This window comes from Oscillibacter sp. (assembly GCF_028693505.1).
Taxonomy (GTDB): Bacteria; Bacillota; Clostridia; order Oscillospirales; family Oscillospiraceae; genus Oscillibacter.
The window spans coordinates 46,240-64,812 of sequence record NZ_JAQUVF010000002.1; the positions used below are offsets into that span (position 1 = coordinate 46,240).

Consider the following 18,573-nt stretch of genomic DNA (forward strand, 5'->3'; position numbering starts at 1 on the left):
GTAAATACTTGCATTTTATTTTTATTGTGATATTATAATGAAAGAAAATCGTTTTCGCCCCTTCGAATCGTAAAAATTCGACAAGTGCCCCACGAAACTCGCGGGGTGGTCGGAGAGTGCGCTTTTTTACGGACGAAACAATTTAAAACTGCAGGAGATGATCATTATGCCACTGGTTACCACGACTGAACTGTTCAAGAAGGCATACGACGGCGGCTACGCCATCGGCGCTTTCAACGTCAACAACATGGAGATCGTCCAGGGAATTACCGAAGCGGCCAAGGAGCTGGAAGCGCCTTTGATCCTTCAGGTTTCCAAGGGCGCCCGTGCCTATGCCAACCATACTTACCTCATCAAGCTGGTGGAAGCCGCCGTGATTGAGACGGGCCTTCCCATCTGTTTGCATCTGGACCACGGCGACAGCTTTGAAACCTGCAAAAGCTGCATCGACGGCGGCTTTACCTCCGTCATGATCGACGCTTCCTCCAAGCCCTTTGCGGAAAACGTGGAGATCACCAAAAAGGTCGTCGCCTACGCCCATGACCGGGGCGTTGTGGTGGAGGCCGAGCTGGGCACCCTGGCCGGCATCGAGGACGAGGTGAAGGTCTCCGCCGAGGAGTCCTCTTACACCCATCCCGAAGAGGTGGAGGAGTTCGTCACCAAGACGGGTTGCGACTCTCTGGCCATTGCCATCGGCACCAGCCACGGCGCGTTCAAGTTTAAGCCCGGCACCAAGCCCCAGCTGCGCTTCGACGTGCTGGAGGAGGTCTCCCGCCGTCTCCCCGGCTTCCCCATCGTGCTCCACGGCTCTTCCTCCGTGCCCCAGGAGCTGGTGTCGAAGATCAACAAGTTCGGCGGCAATATGCCCGGCGCCATCGGCGTGCCGGAGGATCAGCTGCGCCACGCCGCGTCCCTTTCCGTGTGCAAGATCAACATTGACTCCGACCTGCGTCTTGCCATGACTGCCACGGTCCGGGAGTATTTCGCGGAGCATCCCGCCGACTTCGATCCCCGCCAGTATCTCAAGCCCGCACGGCAGGCAATCAAGGAGCTGGTGGCCCACAAGATCGTGGACGTTCTGGGCTGCGATCACAAGGCATTTTAAATACCGCGCTTCAACGAAAGAGGAGGCGCATTAGCGCCCCTCCCATAAGGATGTTTTGAAGGCATCTCTGTTCTGCTGAACAGGGATGCCTTCCTTTTATGATATGCTTTTTATCGAATTCGTCTTGGCGGCAAAGCCGCCTTAGGGTAGTGTCAAGGTTTATGCGCAAATTGGTTTGCAGTCTCTGAGAGAACGAAGTTAGCCCGCAATGGAGGTGTCTTCGCAGATGGCCTCCAGATGCTTCATATTCATATATTTCTTGTTGCCCCACTGGGTACCGGCCACATGCCGTAGCCGGGCACAGACCAGCATGAGCGCTGAGTTGCCATCCGGAAAGCAGCCCACCACACGCGTGCGCCTGCGGATCTCCCGGTTCAACCGTTCAATGACGTTGTTGGTGCGGATGCGGGTCCAATGCTCAGAGGGAAAATCCGCGTAAGTCAGCGTCTCTTCCACGCCATCCTCAATCTTTTTTGCAGCTTCCTTCAGCTTCATTGCGCGCAGCTCCTCCACAACGGCTTTTGCTTTCTCCTTGGCCGCTTTCTTGCTCTCCTGGGTGTGGATCGCCTTGAGCATTTTGGCTACCAGCTTTACCTTGGATTTGGGTACTACGGAGAATACATTGCGGTAGAAATGTACCACGCAGCGTTGGTATTTGGCGTCCGGAAACACTTCACCCACAGCCTCCAGCATACCCATGCACTTGTCGCCCACGATCAGCTTGACACCGTCCAAGCCCCGGCTTTTGAGCCATTGAAAAAAGCTGACCCAACTGGCCTTGTCCTCTTTCATTCCCTCGGCAGCACCTAAAACTTCACGGTATCCGTCCTCGTTTACCGCAATTGCCACCAGAATGGCCACGTTTTCGTACTCTCCGCCCCAGTTGCGGCGCAGATAGATTCCGTCCACATAGACATACGGATAATGTCCACCCTGCAAGGGGCGGTTGCGCCAATCCTCGATGTGGACGTAGGCTTTCTTGTTCAGCTCGCTGATGGTGGAGGGAGAGACCTTGCTGCCCCAGAGGGCCTCCGTGATGTCCTCTACCCGGCGCACCGAGACGCCGGCAAGGTACATCTCAATGAGCGCTTCCTCGACACTGCTCTCTCTGCGCCGATAGCGCTCAATGATGGCGGTCTCAAAGCTAATTCCCTTGAGACGCGGCACGTTGAGCGTCACATCGCCCGAAGTTGTGGTGAGATTCCGGCTGTAATGGCCGCTGCGGTAGCCCTGACGCTCCTCGCTGCGCTCGTATTTGGCGGCCTGCGTCAGTTTCTCTGCCTCGGCCTCCAGCAGGCCGTTGAGGGTCTCTTCCACGCTCCCGCGAACCAATTCCTTGATTTGACCCTTGATAATTTCCTCATTAAACTGTACAATTTTCTCAGACATGGTTTGTAGTCTCCTTTCAGAATGGTGGTGTGGTAACTTCATTCTAACAGAGATCTGCAAACCGTGTCTATTTTTATGCCTTTTGGAATTTGCGCAACTTATTGTACCTTATCCGCCTTAGGGCAACAAGGCGAAGGGGGGATTATGCTCACTTTAGGTAGTTAATCTTCATTTTTACTGTTACTCATCAGTACAATCCCTGCACTTGTTACACCTATACCAAGAAGTAAAATAGCTTCTGTTGGTTTGATTGCATTCAATATAGACAGAGTTACAACTGCCACACCCATTGCAATAGGAATTGCTTTAAGTATTGTGCTGATAATTTCTTTAATCGGCTTATTTGATGTGGTACTAATATTATTTTTAGATTGCATTAGTTCATCCACAGACACATCTAAGGCTTCAGCAAGTTTGGGTATTGAATTTATATCAGGGCAAGAAATATCCCTTTCCCATTTCGATACAGCTTTGTCTGTTACATTCATTAGATTAGCAAGTTCCAGTTGCGTCATGCCTTTGTCTTTTCTTAATGACGAAATCATCATTCCTAAGGTTTTATTTTTCATAAGTATTCTCCTTTATTTTTTGATGATTCCATTGTAATCCAGTATTATATTTCAACTCAACCAACCATCAGTTTAGTTATATAGCCATTTAGTTTACCATTGGTTTAGTGGATAATTCGCTATTCATTACCTTTACTTCGCAGTATGCGCCAAAGACGTCCCATAGTTGCCACGTACATTCCGGTACAATATCGCCATTATAACAGCGTCAAATTACCATTGCAACCATCGCACGGCTGCGACGTCCCGGCGGGTCGCCGTATCAGTTTTACCGCTGGGGCATAGAATGGGGGAAAAGGGAGGGGTATCCATGCGTTTTGTACAGGATTACGACCGTACCGCCGCCGTGCTGTACGCCCATGAGTGGGCCTACGGACGGAATCCGCGGTTTTACGACTATGAAAACTTAGGTGGGGACTGCACCAACTTTACCTCGCAGTGCATTTTTGCGGGCTGCGGCGTTATGAATTTCACGCCCACCTTTGGGTGGTACTACATCGACTCCGACCAGAAGGCCCCCTCGTGGACGGGAGTGCCGTATCTTTGGAACTTTCTCGTGCGCAAGGGCGTGTCCATCGGGCCGGTGGGCCAGCCCTGCGCGCTGGAGGACCTGCGGCCCGGGGACCTCATCCAGCTCTCCTTCAAGGGCGAGGAGTTTCAGCACACGCCCATCGTGGTTTCCGTGGGGACGCCCGTCACGCCGGAGACGGTGCGCCTCGCCGCCCACAGCTACGACGCGGACAACCGGCCGCTATCCACCTACGAATATCGAAAGAGCCGCTTCCTGCACATCACGGGCACCATGCGGCCCTAGGGGAAACATGGGAAAAATCCCCGTACGCCAATTTAATAAGGAAAAAATTTCATATTCTGTTCACAAAAGCTTTGCGGCGGGTGGTATCATGGGAACAATCTGACGAAAAGGGGAGATTCCTATGAAAAAACTGCTTGCCCTTCTCACGGCACTGGCGCTGACGGCGGCACTGGCACTCCCGGCGGCCGCCGTGGGCGCGGACTATACCGATATTCCGCAAGAGAGCACGCTGCGCGGCGAGATCGAAAAGGCGGTGGGGTACGGCCTTATGAACGGCTATGACGCCGCCCGGTTTGGCTATGCCGACTCCATGACCCGCGCCCAGTTCACCGCCGTCCTCGTGCGCATGATGGGCTGGTATACGGAAACGCCCGCCGCCCCCACGTACGCCGACGTGCCCGCCGCCCACACGTGGTACGCCGCGCTGGAAACGGCGGCGGCCCACGGCGTTTCGGATTTCACGTGGACGGACGCCGGCAAACACTTCCGTCCGGACGCCCCTATTACCCGGGGGGAGATGGCGAAGCTCCTGGTGCAGGCGCTGGGGCTGGAAACGGCGGCGCTGTCCCTCAACTCCAGCAGCGCCATCCCCTTTTCCGACCTGAACCACCACCTGCCCTTTACCGACATCCCCTTCGGGAACGAGGGGTACATCTCCGTGGCCTATACCATCGGCATGACCAAGGGGACCTCCGCTACCACCTTCTCGCCAAATCTCACCGCCACCCGGGTGCAGGCGGCGGCCATGCTGGTGCGCGTGTATGAAAAGCTCCGCCACGAGACGGACTTCGTCCACGGCTTCTACGCCATCTCCTCTTACAGCCAGCTGGCGCTGACGGACTCCATGGACGCCGTCAGCGCGGGCTGGAGCCGGATGACCTGGAACGGGACGGAGGCGCTGCTTTCCACCACCGCCGCAAACGGCAACGAGTACGCGGTGCCCTCCGGCTATGCGGAGGTGACGGACTATCTGGACGCCCGGCAGATCCCGCTGCACCTGAGCGTGTTCATGGACGCCTCCGACGGTGTGGGGAAGCTGCTTTCTTCCAAGAACGGGCGGGCGCAGGCGGTATCCCAGATCGTAAACGAGCTGACGGTGACCTATGAAACCGTGGGCAAAAACCCGTACAGCGGCGTCACCATCGACTTTGAGGGGCTGAACAGCACCTCCCGCGCGGACTTCAACGCCTTCATCTCCGCACTTTCCGCCCAGGTCCACAGCCTTGGCAAAAAGCTCTATATCTGTGTCCAGCCCGTGCCCTCCACCAGCTCCGTTTACACCAACAGCTATGACTACGCTACCCTCGGAACGCTTTCGGACAAGCTGATCGTCATGGCCCACGACTATGATCCCCGGACGCTGGAGAGCTTTGCGGGCGGCGCGGGGGATCTGGGCGACTATTATGAAAACTGCCCCACGGTGCCGCTTTCCTCCGTCTATCGCGGGCTGCGGGACGTGGTGGAGCTGGTGGACCCCGGCAAGGTGGTGCTGGCTATCAGCAGCCGGAACGTGGCGTGGCAGATCGACGGGGAGGGAAAGCTGGTCTCCGGCACGCCGGTGAGCGTGTCCCCGGAAGCCGTTTCCCGGCGTCTCGCGCAGCCGGACACGGAGACCGGCTGGTCCGAGGCGTACCAGCAGTCCTACGCCATTTACACCACGGAGGACGCCAGCCGGTATTTCCTGTGGTATCAAAACGACGACAGCGTTCGCATGGAGGTGGCCACAGCCCGGCTGCTGGGCGTGGACGGTGTGTCCTTCTGGCGTCTTGGCACGCTGCCGTCCTTTAGCGGCTGGAACTGGCTGGAGGTTTTGAAGGCGGCATAAGCGCCGCGTGTCAGTAAGACGGGTTCAAAACGGACTCGCAGGCTGCGGCGTTCTTGTGCTCTTTTGTGAAAAAGATGAAAATAGTTTGAAATACAAGGCAGACTATACTATAATAAATTCCACGTATTTGAATTCCACAAAGGAGCTGAGATTTTGGAAGGAACCAAGCTCGCCGAGGGCGTGTATTTGACCTACCTGCCCGCGCGAAAATTCAAAACCAGTCTGCTCTCTGCCCAATTCGTCACCCCCATCCGGGAGGAGACGGCCTCCGCCTTTGCGCTGCTGCCCGCCGTTTTGCGGCGGGGAACGGTGAGCTGCCCCGATATGGGGGCGCTCTCCGCCCGTCTGGATCAGCTGTACGGCGCAAGCATCGACTACACCGTGCGAAAAAAAGGGGAGAACCAGTGCATCGGCTTTGTCGCGAGCTTCATTGACGACAGCTTTGTGCCGGGTGGCGAAAAGCTTTTGGAGCCGGTTGCCGATTTGCTGGGAGAGCTGATCTGCGACCCCGCCACGGAGCGGGGACGCTTTGTGAATGCCTACTTTGAAACGGAAAAAGCCAACCTGATCGACGCCATCCGCAGTCTCATCAACGACAAGCGGGACTATGCGGACAGCCGCCTTTTGCAGCAGATATGCGCGGGAGAGCCGTATGGCGTCAGCCGCCTTGGCGACGAGGAAAGCGCCGCCAAGGTGCAGCCTCACAAGCTCTACGCTCTTTACGCTCAGCTCATCTCCACCGCCCGGCTGGAGCTGGTATACAGCGGCAGCGCGGACCGAGAGCGGGTGGAGCAGGCGCTTCGCGCTGCCCTTTCCACCCTTCCGCGAGAGGCGGTCCGGGGAATTGCACCCGTCACGGCCCATCCTGCCCGAGAGGCGGCAAAGACCGTGGAGGAGACGCTGGATGTGACCCAGGGAAAGCTTGGCATGGGTTTCACCTGCGCCAGCGACGATACGGCGGCGCTGCTCATAGGCAACACCCTCTTTGGCGGCAGCAGCAACGGGAGACTCTTCATGAACGTGCGGGAAAAGCTCTCCCTTTGCTACTACGCCTCCTCCACCTATCACCGGCACAAGGGACTCATCACCGTTTCCTCCGGCATCGAGTTTGAAAACTACCAGCGCGCCTATGACGAAATTCTTTCCCAGCTCGCGGAGATTCAGGCGGGCCGTCTGGAGGACTGGGAGCTCCAAAGCGCCCGCTCCACGCTGCTCAACGCCTATGCGTCCATGGGAGACTCCCAGGGCAAGCTGGAAAACTTCTATCTGGGGCAGGCCGCCACCGGACAGGAAGAAACGCCTGCCGAGCTTGCCGCCCAGGTGCGGGAAGTCACGCCGGAGCGCATTTTTGCCGCGATGAAAACGGTGTCGCTGGACACGGTTTACTTTCTGCGGGGGAAGGAGGCGGCAGAATGAAGCCGACGTTTTATGAGCGGATCGGAGAGTCCGTCCACCGGGAGACCCTTCCAAACGGCCTTGAGATCTGCGTGGTGCCAAAGCCCGAATACGCCAAGCAATACGCCTTCTTCGCCACCCGCTACGGCGGAATGGATACCCGCTTTTGCCTTGGCGGCAAGTGGCTGGATACCCCCGCGGGCATCGCCCACTATTTAGAGCACAAGATGTTTGACACCCGGGAGGGGAACGCCCTCCAGCAGCTGGCCCAAAACGGCGCGGAGCCGAATGCCTTCACCTCCAACGCCATGACGGGCTACTATTTCGACTCCACCGCCCACTTTGAAGAAAATCTGGAGATTCTGCTCTCCTTCGTCTCCGTTCCTTATTTCACGCAGGAGAGCGTGGCCAAGGAGCAGGGCATCATCGCCCAGGAGATCCGCATGATCGAGGACAACCCCGACTGGCAGATCTACACCCGGATGATGCAGTCGCTCTACCGCACCTCCACCGCCCGGACCTCCATCGCGGGCACGGTGGAGAGCATCTCCCACATCACGGCGGAGACGCTCTACGACTGCCACAAGGCGTTCTACACGCCCTCCAACATGATTTTGACGGTGGTGGGCAACGTGGACCCGGTCCACATTGTGGATCTGGCCCGCCGCATTCTGCCCCGGGAGGGCGGCACGGCGATTCCCCGGGACTACGGGCAGGAGGGCGAAGCGGTCGCCCAAAAGGAGACGCGCCTTGCCATGGAGGTCTCCAGTCCTCAATTCCTCACGGGCTTCAAATGCCGCCCGGTGGAGGACGGGGAAGCGTATTTCCGCATGGCGGTTCTGGGAGACATGGCCTGCGATATCCTGCTGGGGGATTCCAGCCCGCTGTATCTGCGCATGTACGACGAGGGGCTTATCAACACCAGCTTCGGCGGCTCCTTCGAGATGATGCCGGGCGTTGCCTACCTCTACGCCGGCGGCGACTGCAAGGACGCCCGCAGGGCCGCGGAGGAGATTTGCAAAGAGGCGGAGCGCCTTGGGTCCGGCGGCATCGACGAGGACTTTTACCAGCGGGTGCGCCGGGCGTCCTTCGGCGGCAATCTGCGGGGGCTGAACTCCTTTGAAAATATTGCCGTCTCGCTGACGGAGGGGTATTTCCACGGCTACGACCCCTTCCGCTTCCCGCAGGTGTTCGATTCCATCACCAGAGACGATATCGCCGCGTTTTTGCGCGAAAACGTGACGGGGGAGCGCTCCGTCCTCTCTGAGATCGTGCCCAAGGAACCCTGATTCCGTAGAAATAGAAAGGAAGAACCTGTTTTGAATTCTCTCACTGCATTAAAGGACATGCCCATCAGCTTTCCCGGTCTCTTCGGCGACTGGGCCTTCAATCCCGACCCCATCGCCATCCATGTGGGGCACGGCATTTACTGGTACGGCATCATTCTCGCCGCCGCCATGCTGGCAGGCTTGCTGCTTTGCATGAAGCAGGCCAAGCACTATGGCCTGACAGAGGACAACGTGATGGATCTGGTGCTGTGGGCCGTGCCCTGCTGCATTCTCGGCTCCCGCATTTACTATGTGCTCTTTTATCTGGACCTCTACCGGACGGCAAGCGGCGGTCTGGACTGGAAGCAGATCGTCTCCATCTGGGACGGCGGACTTGCGATCTACGGCACGGTGATCGCCGGCGTGCTGGTGGCCTTTTTCTACACCCGCCATAAAAAACTGAAGCTGGGAGCCATGACGGACCTCGCCGTCATGGGTCTGCTGCTGGGACAGGTCATCGGGCGCTGGGCAAACTTCATCAACCGGGAGGCTTACGGCGCCGTTACCACGCTGCCCTGGCGGATGAAGCTTTGGGCCAGCTCCATGATGTCCTTTGAAGTGCATCCCACCTTCCTCTATGAAAGCCTTTGGAATCTGGTGGGTCTGGCGCTGATTTTGTTTGTTGTCTCCAAGGGCCGCCGGTTCGACGGGGAGAACACCTGGTTCTATTTCCTCTGGTACGGCCTTGGCCGCTCCTGGATCGAGGGACTGCGCACGGACAGTCTGTATTTGTTTGACTGGACCATCATGGGACAGCCCATCCGCGTGTCGCAAGCGCTGAGCATCGTGATGGTGGTCGTGGCCGCCTTCATGCTGATTTATAACATCCGCATCAAAAAGCACGCGCCGGAGGATCTGCTGGTCAATCAGGTGGCGGCCCAGGCGCTCCAGACGGAGCAGGATGCCCTGGGAGAAGAAAGCGTGCAGGGGGCGGAGTCCGTGGAAATGGAAGCGAACGTGGAAGCAGCGGAGTTCGTGCATCCGGAAACGTCCGCAGAAGCGGGCGCGGAGACGGAAGCCGCTGCAAAGATGCAGCCGGAACCGGCGGAGGAACCGAAACATGGCGATTCAAATTGACGGAAAGGCGCTGGCCAAGCGCGTCAAAGAGCAGGTGCGCGAGGAAGCGGCGGCGCTTTCTCGCAAACCCGGCCTTGCGGTGATTCTGGTGGGGGAGGACCCCGCGTCCAAGGTTTATGTCCGGGGCAAGGAGAGCGACTGCGCGGAATGCGGCATCGTGAGCGTTTCCCACCGTCTGGCGGCGGACACGTCGCAGGAAGAACTGCTCTCGCTCATCGAGGCGCTGAACCGGGACGCGGCGGTGGACGGCATTTTGTGCCAGCTGCCCCTTCCGAAGCCCCTGAACGAGCAGCTTGTCATCCACTCCATTTTGCCGGATAAGGATGTGGACTGCTTCCACCCCTTCAACGTGGGAAAGCTCACGGTGGGGGAGGCGGGGTTTTTGCCCTGCACGCCCGCCGGCGTGATGGAAATGCTGCGCGCTTACGACATTTCCGTGGCGGGAAAGCGCTGCGTGGTGCTGGGGCGGAGCAACATTGTCGGCAAGCCCATGGCAACCCTGCTCACGCAGGCAGATGGCACGGTGACGGTTTGTCACTCCCGGACGCCGGATTTGAAGGCCATCACCGCCCAGGCGGACATTCTGGTCTCCGCCGTGGGGCGGGCCGCTCTGGTGGGGGCCGACATGGTGAAAGACGGCGCGGTGGTCATTGACGTTGCCATGAACCGGGACGGAGAGGGCAAGCTCTGCGGCGACGTGGATTTTGCCGCGGTGGAGCCGAAGGCTTCCTACATTACCCCCGTCCCCGGCGGCGTCGGCCCCATGACCCGGGCCATGCTCATGCGCAATATCCTCACGGCGGCGAAGGACCATCAGGGCCTTTTGTAAGCCATTGAACGCAAAAAAAAGAGCCGGTTGACATAAAAACGTCAACCGGCTCTTTCTGATTTTCACCCACGTCTTTGCGGCGTGTTTTTCGGCCTAACTGCGTTAAAAATTCAGCTTTTCGTCCAGACGGTAAAAGGTAAAGGTGCCGATGCCCAGCAGCGCGTCCTCCTGATTGGTGACGCGCACGTCGCACACGCACAGCGTCCTGCCGGACTTCACCTCCCGGGCCTCCGCCGTCAGGGTGTCGCCGGGCTTTGCGCTGCGCAGGAAGTGGTAATTGCTGTCCACCGTCACCACGGCGAACCCCTCCGACGAGACGGCGGAGCCGCAGGCGGTGTCCGCCATGGAAAAATACACGCCGCCGTGGGGGACGCCCACAGGGTTCAAATCCTCCTGCGAGACGGTTTTGACGGTTTTGGCATAGCCATGGCTGATCTCCGTTACACGGATGCCCAGATGGCGGCAGAAGAAATTTTTGGCGTTGCGGTATTCCGCAAGCTTTTCATAGTCCATAGGGGAGACGCTCCTCACTTTTCATTCTCCCCGTGAGTATACGCCATTTTGTGGGGAACGTCAATTTTTCGTGGCGGGTTTTGCGCAAAAGCGCCTTTGCCAAACGGTGAAAAGCCTTCGTCTCAGATGTGCTTCTTAATGGTGTTGATGGCGCCCTTTTCAAGGCGGGACACCTGCGCCTGGGAGATGCCCACCTCCTCGGAGACCTCCATCTGGGTCTTTCCCTCGTAAAACCGCAGCGAGAGGATGCGCCGCTCCCGGTCGTCCAGCAGCTCCAGCGCGTCCTTGAGGGCGATGCGCTCGGTCCACGTCTCGTCCGTATTCTTGGTGTCCCGGACCTGGTCCATCACGCAGATGGCGTCTCCGCCGTCGGAGTAGACCGGCTCATAGAGGGAGACGGGGTCCACGATGGCGTCCATGGCGAACACCACCTCCTCCCGGGGAATGCCCAGCTCCTTTGCGATCTGCTCCACGGTCGGCTCCCGCTGGGTCTCGGCAATGAGACGGTCCCGGGCTTGCAGAATGCGGTAGGCGGTGTCCCGCATGCTGCGGGAGACCCGGATGGCGCTGTTGTCCCGGAGGTAGCGCCGGATCTCGCCGATGATCATGGGTACGCCGTAGGTGGAAAAGCGGACCGGCTGGTTGATATCAAAATTGTCGATGGCTTTGATGAGACCCACGCAGCCGACCTGAAAGAGGTCGTCGGCGTTTTCGCCCCGGCTGGAAAAACGCTGGATGACGGAGAGCACGAGACGCAAATTGCCCTCGATCAGCTCTCGGCGCGCCACCTGATCGCCCTCCTTGGTCCGGCGCAGAAGCGCCATGGTCTCCTCGTTTTTCAGGACCTTCAGTTTGGCTGTGTTGACCCCCGCGATTTCGACTTTGCCCTGCATAAAAACCGCCCCCTGACCGTTTGAAACTTCCAAATCAGTATTGCCGCAGACGAATTTTCCTATACTGGAAGCTTTTGTCGCATTCTGGGCGCATAGGACAGTCTCACGGGCGCATAGAGTGGCCGCAGGAGGGGTGTTTATGCAGTGCAGGATCCGGGACCTTCGTTGTAAAGAGGTCATCAACATCTGTGACGGCTGCCGCCTGGGCTTTGTGGGGGACGTGGATGTGCGGGTGCCGGAAGGGCAGGTGGCCGCCATCGTGGTCTACGGGCCCTACCGCTTTTTCGGCCTATTCGGCAGAGGAGAGGAATTTTACATTCCGTGGGAGTGCATCCAGCGCATCGGGGACGATATCATCCTCATCGACAAGCCGTTTCAGCGGCGGGAGCCGGCTGTGGACCGGAAACGGCGAAGAAAATTCTGAACAAAGCGGTAAATTCCTAAAATATTGCGGGAATCTATGAAAATTTTACGCATTTTTTGGAAAAAATACTTGCAATGGCAAGGGAAGTTGTGTTATTATATTTCAGCAATCCGCACGGCGTGTGGACTTTTTGTCTGTGCCTCGATAGAGGTTGGCAAAAGGGGCGAAACCGCCGGAGGTAAAACTAAATTTGATTTGGAGGAACTCAACACTATGGCAAATTCTAACGTTGTATCCATGAAAGCCCTGCTGGAAGCAGGCGTCCACTTCGGTCATCAGACCCGCCGCTGGAACCCCAAGATGGCTCCCTATATCTACACCGAGCGCAACGGCATCTATATCGTGGACCTGCAAAAGACCGTCCGGAAGCTGGAAGAGGCTTATAACTTCGTCCGTCAGCTCTCCGAGAGTGGCCAGTCCCTGCTGTTCGTCGGCACCAAGAAGCAGGCGCAGGACGCCATCCGCGAAGAGGCTGCCCGCTGCGGTCAGTACTATGTGAACGCCCGCTGGCTGGGCGGCATGATGACCAACTTCAAGACCATGCGCACCCGCGTGGACCGGCTCAATCAGCTCAAGACCATGCAGACCGACGGCACCTTCGATATGCTCCCCAAGAAGGAAGTCATGAAGCACCTGGGCGAGATCGAGAAGCTGGAGAAGTATCTGGGCGGCGTGAAGGATATGAAGAAGCTCCCCGGCGCACTGTTCATCGTCGATACCCGCAAGGAGCGCAACGCCATCGCCGAGGCCCACAAGCTGGGTATTCCCGTGGTGGCTATCGCCGATACCAACTGCGATCCCGACGAGATCGATTACGTCATCCCCGGCAATGACGACGCCATCCGCGCCATCAAGCTGATCTCTTCCATCATGGCAAACGCGATGCTGGAGGGCAAGCAGGGCGAGCAGATCGAGGATGCCGCCGCCGAAAAGGCCGAGGACGCTCAATAATTTGATTCTGTGGGAGCATACGCTCCGATACAAGATACTGGAGGAAAGAAAAAATGGCTTTTACCGCAGCTGATGTAAAAAACCTGCGCGAAATGACCGGCGTTGGCATGATGGATTGCAAGAAGGCGCTGACCGCGTCTGAGGGCGATATGGATAAGGCCGTGGAGTGGCTGCGCGAAAAGGGCATGGCCGCTTCCGCGAAGAAGGCCGGCCGCATCGCCGCCGAGGGCATGGCCCTCGCCACCGTGGTGGACGGCGTTGGCGTCGTGATCGAGGTCAATGCCGAGACCGACTTCGTCGGCAAGAACGAGAAGTTCGTGGATTTTGTCAAGGGCGTGGCCGCGACCGTCGCCAAGCAGAATCCCGCTGATCTGGACGCTTTGATGGAGTGCAAGTACGAAGGCAGCGACATGACCGTCACCCAGCAGCAGCAGGAGATGGTCCTCGTCATCGGCGAGAACATCAAGGTCCGCCGCTTTGCCCGCTTTGCCGATGGCGTCAGCGTGCCCTACGTGCACGCCGGCGGCAAGATCGGCGTGCTGGTGGAGCTGGATACCGCCCTTTCCGCCGAGCAGGTGGAAGCGGTGGGCAAGGACGTCGCCATGCAGATCGCCGCTTTGAATCCCCGCTTCCTGGACAAGTCTCAGGTCACGCAGGACGTGCTGGACGAAGAGAAGAAGATCATGATGGTCCAGATGGAAAACGACCCCAAGATGGCTTCCAAGCCCGAGCAGGTGCGTGAGAAGATCGTCATGGGCAAGCTGAACAAGTTCTATGCGGAAAACTGCCTGCTCCAGCAGGAGTTCGTGAAGGACAATTCCATGTCCGTCGAGCAGTATATCGCCGCCACCGCCAAGAGCCTGGGCGGCGCCATCACCTTCAAGAACGCTGTGCGTTTTGAAAAGGGCGAGGGCATTGAGAAGAAGCAGGAGAACTTCGCGGAGGAAATTGCCGCGATGGTGAAGGGCTGATTTTCAAAAATTGCAAAGAGGAAGGGCAGACGCGCAAGCGTCTGCCCTTTTTCATGCTTCTTCCTTGTATTTTGTGTTGGAAACTGGTATAATCATCCTATCTTTTTGAACGTTTCCGAGGGGAGTGCATGATGCTGCATCAACTGCAAACTCTATACAACGCAATGGACTTTGCCTCCATGGGCGCGGCTGCGCTGCGGGTGGCCGCCATTTTCCTGTGCCTGACGGTCCACGAGACCTGCCATGGCCTTGCGGCCTACGCGCTGGGCGACCCCACCGCCAAGTCCATGCATCGCCTGAGCCTGAACCCCCTGCGCCACATTGACTGGTTTGGCCTTGCGATGATGTTTGTGGCGGGCTTCGGCTGGGCAAAGCCTGTGCCGGTGGACCCCCGCTATTTCCGAAAACCTAAGCAGGGAATGGCGCTCACCGCACTGGCAGGCCCCGTTTCCAACCTGTTGCTTGCGCTGTTGGCCATTGCAATCAGTAAGGTGATTTACCTTTACGCCCCTTACAATGTCTTTTGGAACGGACTTTTTGAGTTCTGCCTTTACACGGTAGCCCCGCTTTCTGTGGGTCTGGGCCTTTTTAACCTCGTCCCCATTCCGCCGCTGGACGGGTCTAAGGTGCTGGCGGTGCTTTTGCCGGACGGGGCCTACGTCACGCTGATGCGCTATGAGCGCTACGGGATGCTGGTGCTGCTGGCGCTTTCCTGGTTTGGCTTTATGGGCGGCTTTATCAGCAATGCGATTTTCGCCGTGTTCAGCGCTTTGCTCAACTTGTTTTATTGAGGTGGACGCTTTTGAAAAACCCCGTATTCAAACTGGAAAAGGTGGTCCGCTCCCGTTCGGAGGAGATGCAGGACTTTGAAGGCCCGCTGGACCTGATTTTGTTTTTGCTGGGGAAGAATAAGATGGAGATTCAGGATATCTCCATCTCGCTCATTTGCGACCAGTATCTCCAGTGGCTGGAACGGCGGCAGAAAATGGATTTGGACGTCGCCAGCGAGTTTGTGACCATGGCCTCCCAGCTGGTCTATATCAAGACCCGGATGCTCCTTTCCATCGAGGACGAGGAGGCCAAAAGCGAGATGGACGCCCTCATCCAGTCACTGGAGGAGCGGCGCAGAAACGAAAGCTATGTGCGGGTGAAGGCCATGGCGGTGCGCCTTGCCCCCATGGGGGAGTTTGGGCGCAACATCGTCACCCGGAACCCAGAGCCCATGGAGCGGGGGAAAATTTACGAGTACAGCCAGACCCCGGCAGACCTGCTGCTGGCCATGGCGGAGGTGCAAAACCGATCGGAACGGGTGCTGCCGCCGCCGGCCGCCGCGTTTGAAAAAATTGTGCGGCATGAGCCGTATCCCGTGGAAAACAAGGCCCGGGAAATTTTGCAGCGCCTGCGAGAGCACGGCATCACCCGCTTTTTACTGCTCTTTCGCGGAAATCGCAGCCGCAGCGAGGTGGTGGCCACCTTCCTCGCCGTGCTGGAGCTTTGCCGTGCCAACGTGCTGCATCTGGCGGGGTCCGAGACGGACTGCACCGTCCGGCAAGACGGCGAGGCGCCGGAAAATCTGAGACTTTAAGGAGGATGGAATCCATGGAGATGAAGGAGATCGAAGCCGCCGTGGAGGGCATCCTCTTCGCGTCGGGCGAGCCGGTCCAGACGGAGCGCATCTGCATTGCGCTGGACATGGACCGCCCCACCGTGGAGCAGGTGCTCCAGCGATTGATGGACTATTACGCCTATGAGCGGCGGGGCATCCGCCTTTTGCACATAGAGGACAGCTGGCAGCTTTGCTCCGCGCCGGACTATGGGGACGTCATCCGCAAAGCCTTTGAGATCCGAAAAAGCGCCAAGCTCAGTCAGCCCGCGCTGGAGGTCCTTACCATCATCGCCTATTACCAGCCCACCACCCGGGCCTATGTGGACCAGATCCGGGGCGTGGACAGCGCCTACACCATGGGCCTTTTGCAAGAGCGAAAGCTCATCGAGGAGTGCGGGCGGCTGCAGGTCCCGGGGCGGCCCCACCTGTACCGCACCACGAAGCAGTTTCTGCGCGCCTTCCACCTTACCAGTCTGGAGGATCTGCCGGAAATGCCGGACCTTGGCGGCGACGGGCAGATGCGTTTGAACGAGGAGGGCCGGGTGGTGGACCCCACGGACGGCAGCGAGGTTTCCGGCGCGGATGCGCCGGAGGATGCCGTCCTTCCCGGGGAGGAACCGTGCGCGGTGGAATAAGAGAGGGGGGCGTCGAGGGTTGCTCTGGTGGATTTTAGCCGCAGTAGCGGCGCTGCTGATCGTCCTTTGCCGCACGCGGCTTGGGATACAGGCTGTCTTTTCGCCGGGAACGGCGCTGGTGGACCTGACCGTGAGTCTGTTCCACATCCGCGTTTTCCCGGTTGGAGAAAAAGAAGCAAAAAAGGACGCAAAGAAAACGAAAGAGGCGGCCCATGAAATGGCTGCAGCTGCCGAAAAAGAAGTGAAGCGGGTGCTGCCCAAGCTCACGCTTTCCGATCTCCGGGAAGCGTGGCGTCTCCTGTGGCCGCCGCTTCGCCGGGCGCTGAGCCGTACCCGGCGAGGCATCCGCGTAAAGCCGCTGGAACTTTCCGTGTGCGTTGGCGGTGGGGAGGACCCGGCTGCCGCAGCGGAGTGGTACGGCGCGCTCCACGCCATCGTTTGGACGGGGATGCCGACGCTGGAACAGCTGCTGGTGATTCCGGACCCACATATCCATATCGGGGTGGATTTCGATTCCCCCAAAACCGTGGTGGAGGGCACGGCGGCAGTCTCCATTCGGATTGGAACGCTGCTTGCCATCGGCTTTACCATGGGCATACCGGCGCTGCGGCTGCTGCTGCGCCTTCAAAAACGACAAAAAGAAACGCCGACTGCCGCCAAGGGCGGCGAACAGGGCACGCCTGCGGCGGCATGAGAAAGGATGAGCGATACATGGAAACTCCCACGGAGAAAAAGAATTCCCTGAACGACATGATGCGTACCGCGATGGAGAAGGTGCGGGAGATGGTGGATACCAACACCATCGTCGGCCAGCCCATCACCACGCCCGACGGCGTGACGCTGATCCCCATTTCCAAGGTCAGCTTCGGCTTTGGCGGCGGTGGCGGCGATTACGGCAAAACGCCCAAGGAAAATTTTGGCGGCGGCACTGCCGCAGGCGTGAAAATCGACCCGGTGGCGTTCCTCATCATCAAGGACGGCACGACCCGCGTACTGCCGGTGGCGGTTCCGCCGGTGTCCACCATGGACCGTGTGGTGGAAATGGTTCCCGATATCATGGATAAAGTGGAAAAATATTTCGACAAAAAGGAAGCAAAAGAATTCGAGTGACAGGGGTATACTACCATCACTGTAAACAAACGAGGTGATGGTGTGTTCAGACGAATCCGCCGCTTTTTGCTGGTGGCTCTTCTGCTGTTTAGTATTTTAACTTGTCAGGTTGAGGCGGTGAGTACCTCTGCGACCTCCGCCATTTTGATGGATGTGGACAGCGGAAGGGTGCTGTACGAGCAAAACGCGGACGCCAAAATGCTGATCGCCAGCACCACCAAAATCTTAACGGCGCTGGTGGCAATCCGGGAGGGGAACCTCTCGGACGTGGTGACCATCAAGCGGGAGGTCATGCTGACAGAGGGCTCCTCCATGTACTTGCAGGAGGGGGAGCAGGTGACGCTGGAGACGCTGCTCTACGGGCTGCTGCTGTGCTCCGGCAACGACGCGGCGGTGGCCATCGCGGACCATGTGGGCGGCAGTCAGGAAGGCTTTGTGAAGATGATGAACGAAACCGCCCGGGATTTGGGCATGGCCAGCTCCTCCTTCGCCAATCCCAACGGGCTGGACGATGAAAACCACTACTCCACCGCCCGGGACATGGCCCGGCTTGCGCAGGCGGCGGTGGAGAACGAAACGCTGATGCGCATTGCGTCCACCCGGAGCGTAAGCATCGGCGGGCGCACCATGACCAACCACAATAAGCTCCTTTCCTCCGTGAACGGCTGCCTGGGTCTGAAAACCGGGTACACGCGCTCCGCCGGGCGGACGCTGGTGAGCTGCGCGGAGCGGAACGGGCAGCGTCTGGTGGCGGTGACGCTGCAAGACGGCAACGACTGGGCCGACCACCAGAGCCTCTTTGACTACGGGTTTTCCGCGTATCCTGCCAAGCAGGGGGCGGTTTTGGGGCAGGTGGTGCAGCGGGTTGCGGTAGAGGGCGGCATGAGCGCCACGGCGCCGCTGGTGGCGGCGGACAGCTTTGCATGGCCCCTCGGGCAGGGAGAAACGCTCAGCACCCGGGTGGAGCTGGATCAATCGCTCACCGCACCGGTAAGCGCCGGCACCAAGGTGGGCAGGGCGGTATTTGAGGTGAACGGGAAAGAAGTGGGGCGCGTGGAGCTGCTGTGCGGCGAAACGGTGCTGCCGGTGGTGGACACTGCCCTGGAAACGCTGAAACGGGGCCTCTTTTGATTAAAGGG

20 protein-coding genes are annotated in these 18,573 nt (G+C 58.5%); 16 read left to right on the forward strand and 4 right to left on the reverse strand.

Going from position 1 to position 18,573, the window contains the following annotated elements:
• Positions 1-166: 166 nt before the first annotated feature.
• Entirely contained in the window at positions 167-1,105 is a 939-nt protein-coding gene (gene fba, locus PHI30_RS01080) for a class II fructose-1,6-bisphosphate aldolase (protein ID WP_300022707.1), read from the forward strand.
• Positions 1,106-1,303: 198 nt separating this feature from the next.
• On the opposite strand, the gene PHI30_RS01085 is transcribed toward fba, so the two are convergent.
• Both PHI30_RS01085 and PHI30_RS01090 read right to left on the reverse strand, forming a co-directional pair.
• A complete protein-coding gene (locus tag PHI30_RS01085; protein WP_300022710.1) occupies positions 1,304-2,494 on the reverse strand; it encodes an IS256 family transposase in 1,191 nt (396 codons plus the stop codon).
• A 161-nt stretch (positions 2,495-2,655) separates the two neighbouring features.
• Positions 2,656-3,063, reverse strand: coding sequence for a helix-turn-helix transcriptional regulator (locus PHI30_RS01090; protein WP_300022713.1), 408 nt, complete (start codon positions 3,061-3,063; stop codon positions 2,656-2,658).
• A 310-nt stretch (positions 3,064-3,373) separates the two neighbouring features.
• Between PHI30_RS01090 and PHI30_RS01095 the strand changes: the two genes are divergently transcribed.
• The 6 genes from PHI30_RS01095 (at position 3,374) to folD (ending at position 10,331) form a co-directional block, all read left to right on the forward strand.
• A complete protein-coding gene (locus tag PHI30_RS01095) occupies positions 3,374-3,877 on the forward strand; it encodes an amidase domain-containing protein (RefSeq protein WP_300022716.1) in 504 nt (167 codons plus the stop codon).
• 121 nt (positions 3,878-3,998) lie between these two features.
• Positions 3,999-5,702: an S-layer homology domain-containing protein gene (locus PHI30_RS01100; RefSeq protein WP_300022719.1), complete on the forward strand. Its 1,704-nt coding sequence runs from the start codon at positions 3,999-4,001 to the stop codon at positions 5,700-5,702.
• Positions 5,703-5,855: 153 nt separating this feature from the next.
• The gene (locus tag PHI30_RS01105; RefSeq protein ID WP_300022722.1) at positions 5,856-7,118 is read left to right on the forward strand and encodes a pitrilysin family protein; all 1,263 of its coding nucleotides are present in this window, start codon (positions 5,856-5,858) and stop codon (positions 7,116-7,118) included.
• Positions 7,115-8,386, forward strand: coding sequence for a pitrilysin family protein (locus PHI30_RS01110; protein WP_300022725.1), 1,272 nt, complete (start codon positions 7,115-7,117; stop codon positions 8,384-8,386). The genes PHI30_RS01105 and PHI30_RS01110 overlap by 4 nt, the downstream gene beginning before the upstream one ends.
• 30 nt (positions 8,387-8,416) lie before the next feature.
• Positions 8,417-9,502, forward strand: coding sequence for a prolipoprotein diacylglyceryl transferase (lgt, locus tag PHI30_RS01115; RefSeq protein WP_300022728.1), 1,086 nt, complete (start codon positions 8,417-8,419; stop codon positions 9,500-9,502).
• Complete coding sequence (gene folD / locus PHI30_RS01120) at positions 9,486-10,331, forward strand: bifunctional methylenetetrahydrofolate dehydrogenase/methenyltetrahydrofolate cyclohydrolase FolD (protein ID WP_300022731.1); 846 nt, start codon at positions 9,486-9,488, stop codon at positions 10,329-10,331. Before lgt ends, folD begins: the two co-directional genes overlap by 17 nt.
• Before the next feature lie 102 nt (positions 10,332-10,433).
• Here folD and PHI30_RS01125 read toward each other — a convergent pair whose 3' ends face one another.
• The gene (locus tag PHI30_RS01125) at positions 10,434-10,844 is read right to left on the reverse strand and encodes a PaaI family thioesterase (RefSeq protein ID WP_300022734.1); all 411 of its coding nucleotides are present in this window, start codon (positions 10,842-10,844) and stop codon (positions 10,434-10,436) included.
• Positions 10,845-10,966: 122 nt separating this feature from the next.
• Positions 10,967-11,737 carry an RNA polymerase sporulation sigma factor SigG gene (gene sigG, locus PHI30_RS01130; protein ID WP_300022737.1) on the reverse strand — a complete coding sequence of 257 codons (771 nt, stop codon included), beginning with the start codon at positions 11,735-11,737 and terminating at the stop codon, positions 10,967-10,969.
• Positions 11,738-11,876: 139 nt separating this feature from the next.
• Here sigG and PHI30_RS01135 point away from each other — a divergent pair, with 139 nt between their 5' ends.
• The 9 genes from PHI30_RS01135 (at position 11,877) to PHI30_RS01175 (ending at position 18,565) form a co-directional block, all read left to right on the forward strand.
• Positions 11,877-12,161, forward strand: coding sequence for a YlmC/YmxH family sporulation protein (locus PHI30_RS01135; protein WP_300022740.1), 285 nt, complete (start codon positions 11,877-11,879; stop codon positions 12,159-12,161).
• A 213-nt stretch (positions 12,162-12,374) separates the two neighbouring features.
• Complete coding sequence (gene rpsB / locus PHI30_RS01140) at positions 12,375-13,112, forward strand: 30S ribosomal protein S2 (RefSeq protein WP_300022743.1); 738 nt, start codon at positions 12,375-12,377, stop codon at positions 13,110-13,112.
• A gap of 53 nt (positions 13,113-13,165) precedes the next feature.
• Positions 13,166-14,083 carry a translation elongation factor Ts gene (gene tsf / locus PHI30_RS01145; RefSeq protein WP_300022746.1) on the forward strand — a complete coding sequence of 306 codons (918 nt, stop codon included), beginning with the start codon at positions 13,166-13,168 and terminating at the stop codon, positions 14,081-14,083.
• A gap of 131 nt (positions 14,084-14,214) precedes the next feature.
• Entirely contained in the window at positions 14,215-14,874 is a 660-nt protein-coding gene (locus PHI30_RS01150; protein ID WP_300022748.1) for a site-2 protease family protein, read from the forward strand.
• 11 nt (positions 14,875-14,885) lie between these two features.
• The gene (locus PHI30_RS01155; RefSeq protein ID WP_300022751.1) at positions 14,886-15,668 is read left to right on the forward strand and encodes a segregation/condensation protein A; all 783 of its coding nucleotides are present in this window, start codon (positions 14,886-14,888) and stop codon (positions 15,666-15,668) included.
• Positions 15,669-15,682: 14 nt separating this feature from the next.
• The gene (gene scpB / locus PHI30_RS01160) at positions 15,683-16,324 is read left to right on the forward strand and encodes an SMC-Scp complex subunit ScpB (protein WP_300022754.1); all 642 of its coding nucleotides are present in this window, start codon (positions 15,683-15,685) and stop codon (positions 16,322-16,324) included.
• Between the two features lie 19 nt (positions 16,325-16,343).
• Entirely contained in the window at positions 16,344-17,018 is a 675-nt protein-coding gene (locus PHI30_RS01165; protein WP_300022757.1) for a DUF2953 domain-containing protein, read from the forward strand.
• Positions 17,019-17,035: 17 nt separating this feature from the next.
• Positions 17,036-17,434: a GerW family sporulation protein gene (gene ytfJ, locus PHI30_RS01170; protein WP_300022759.1), complete on the forward strand. Its 399-nt coding sequence runs from the start codon at positions 17,036-17,038 to the stop codon at positions 17,432-17,434.
• 42 nt (positions 17,435-17,476) lie between these two features.
• Positions 17,477-18,565, forward strand: a complete 1,089-nt coding sequence (locus tag PHI30_RS01175; RefSeq protein ID WP_300022762.1) for a D-alanyl-D-alanine carboxypeptidase family protein — start codon at positions 17,477-17,479, stop codon at positions 18,563-18,565.
• Positions 18,566-18,573 lie beyond the last annotated feature (8 nt).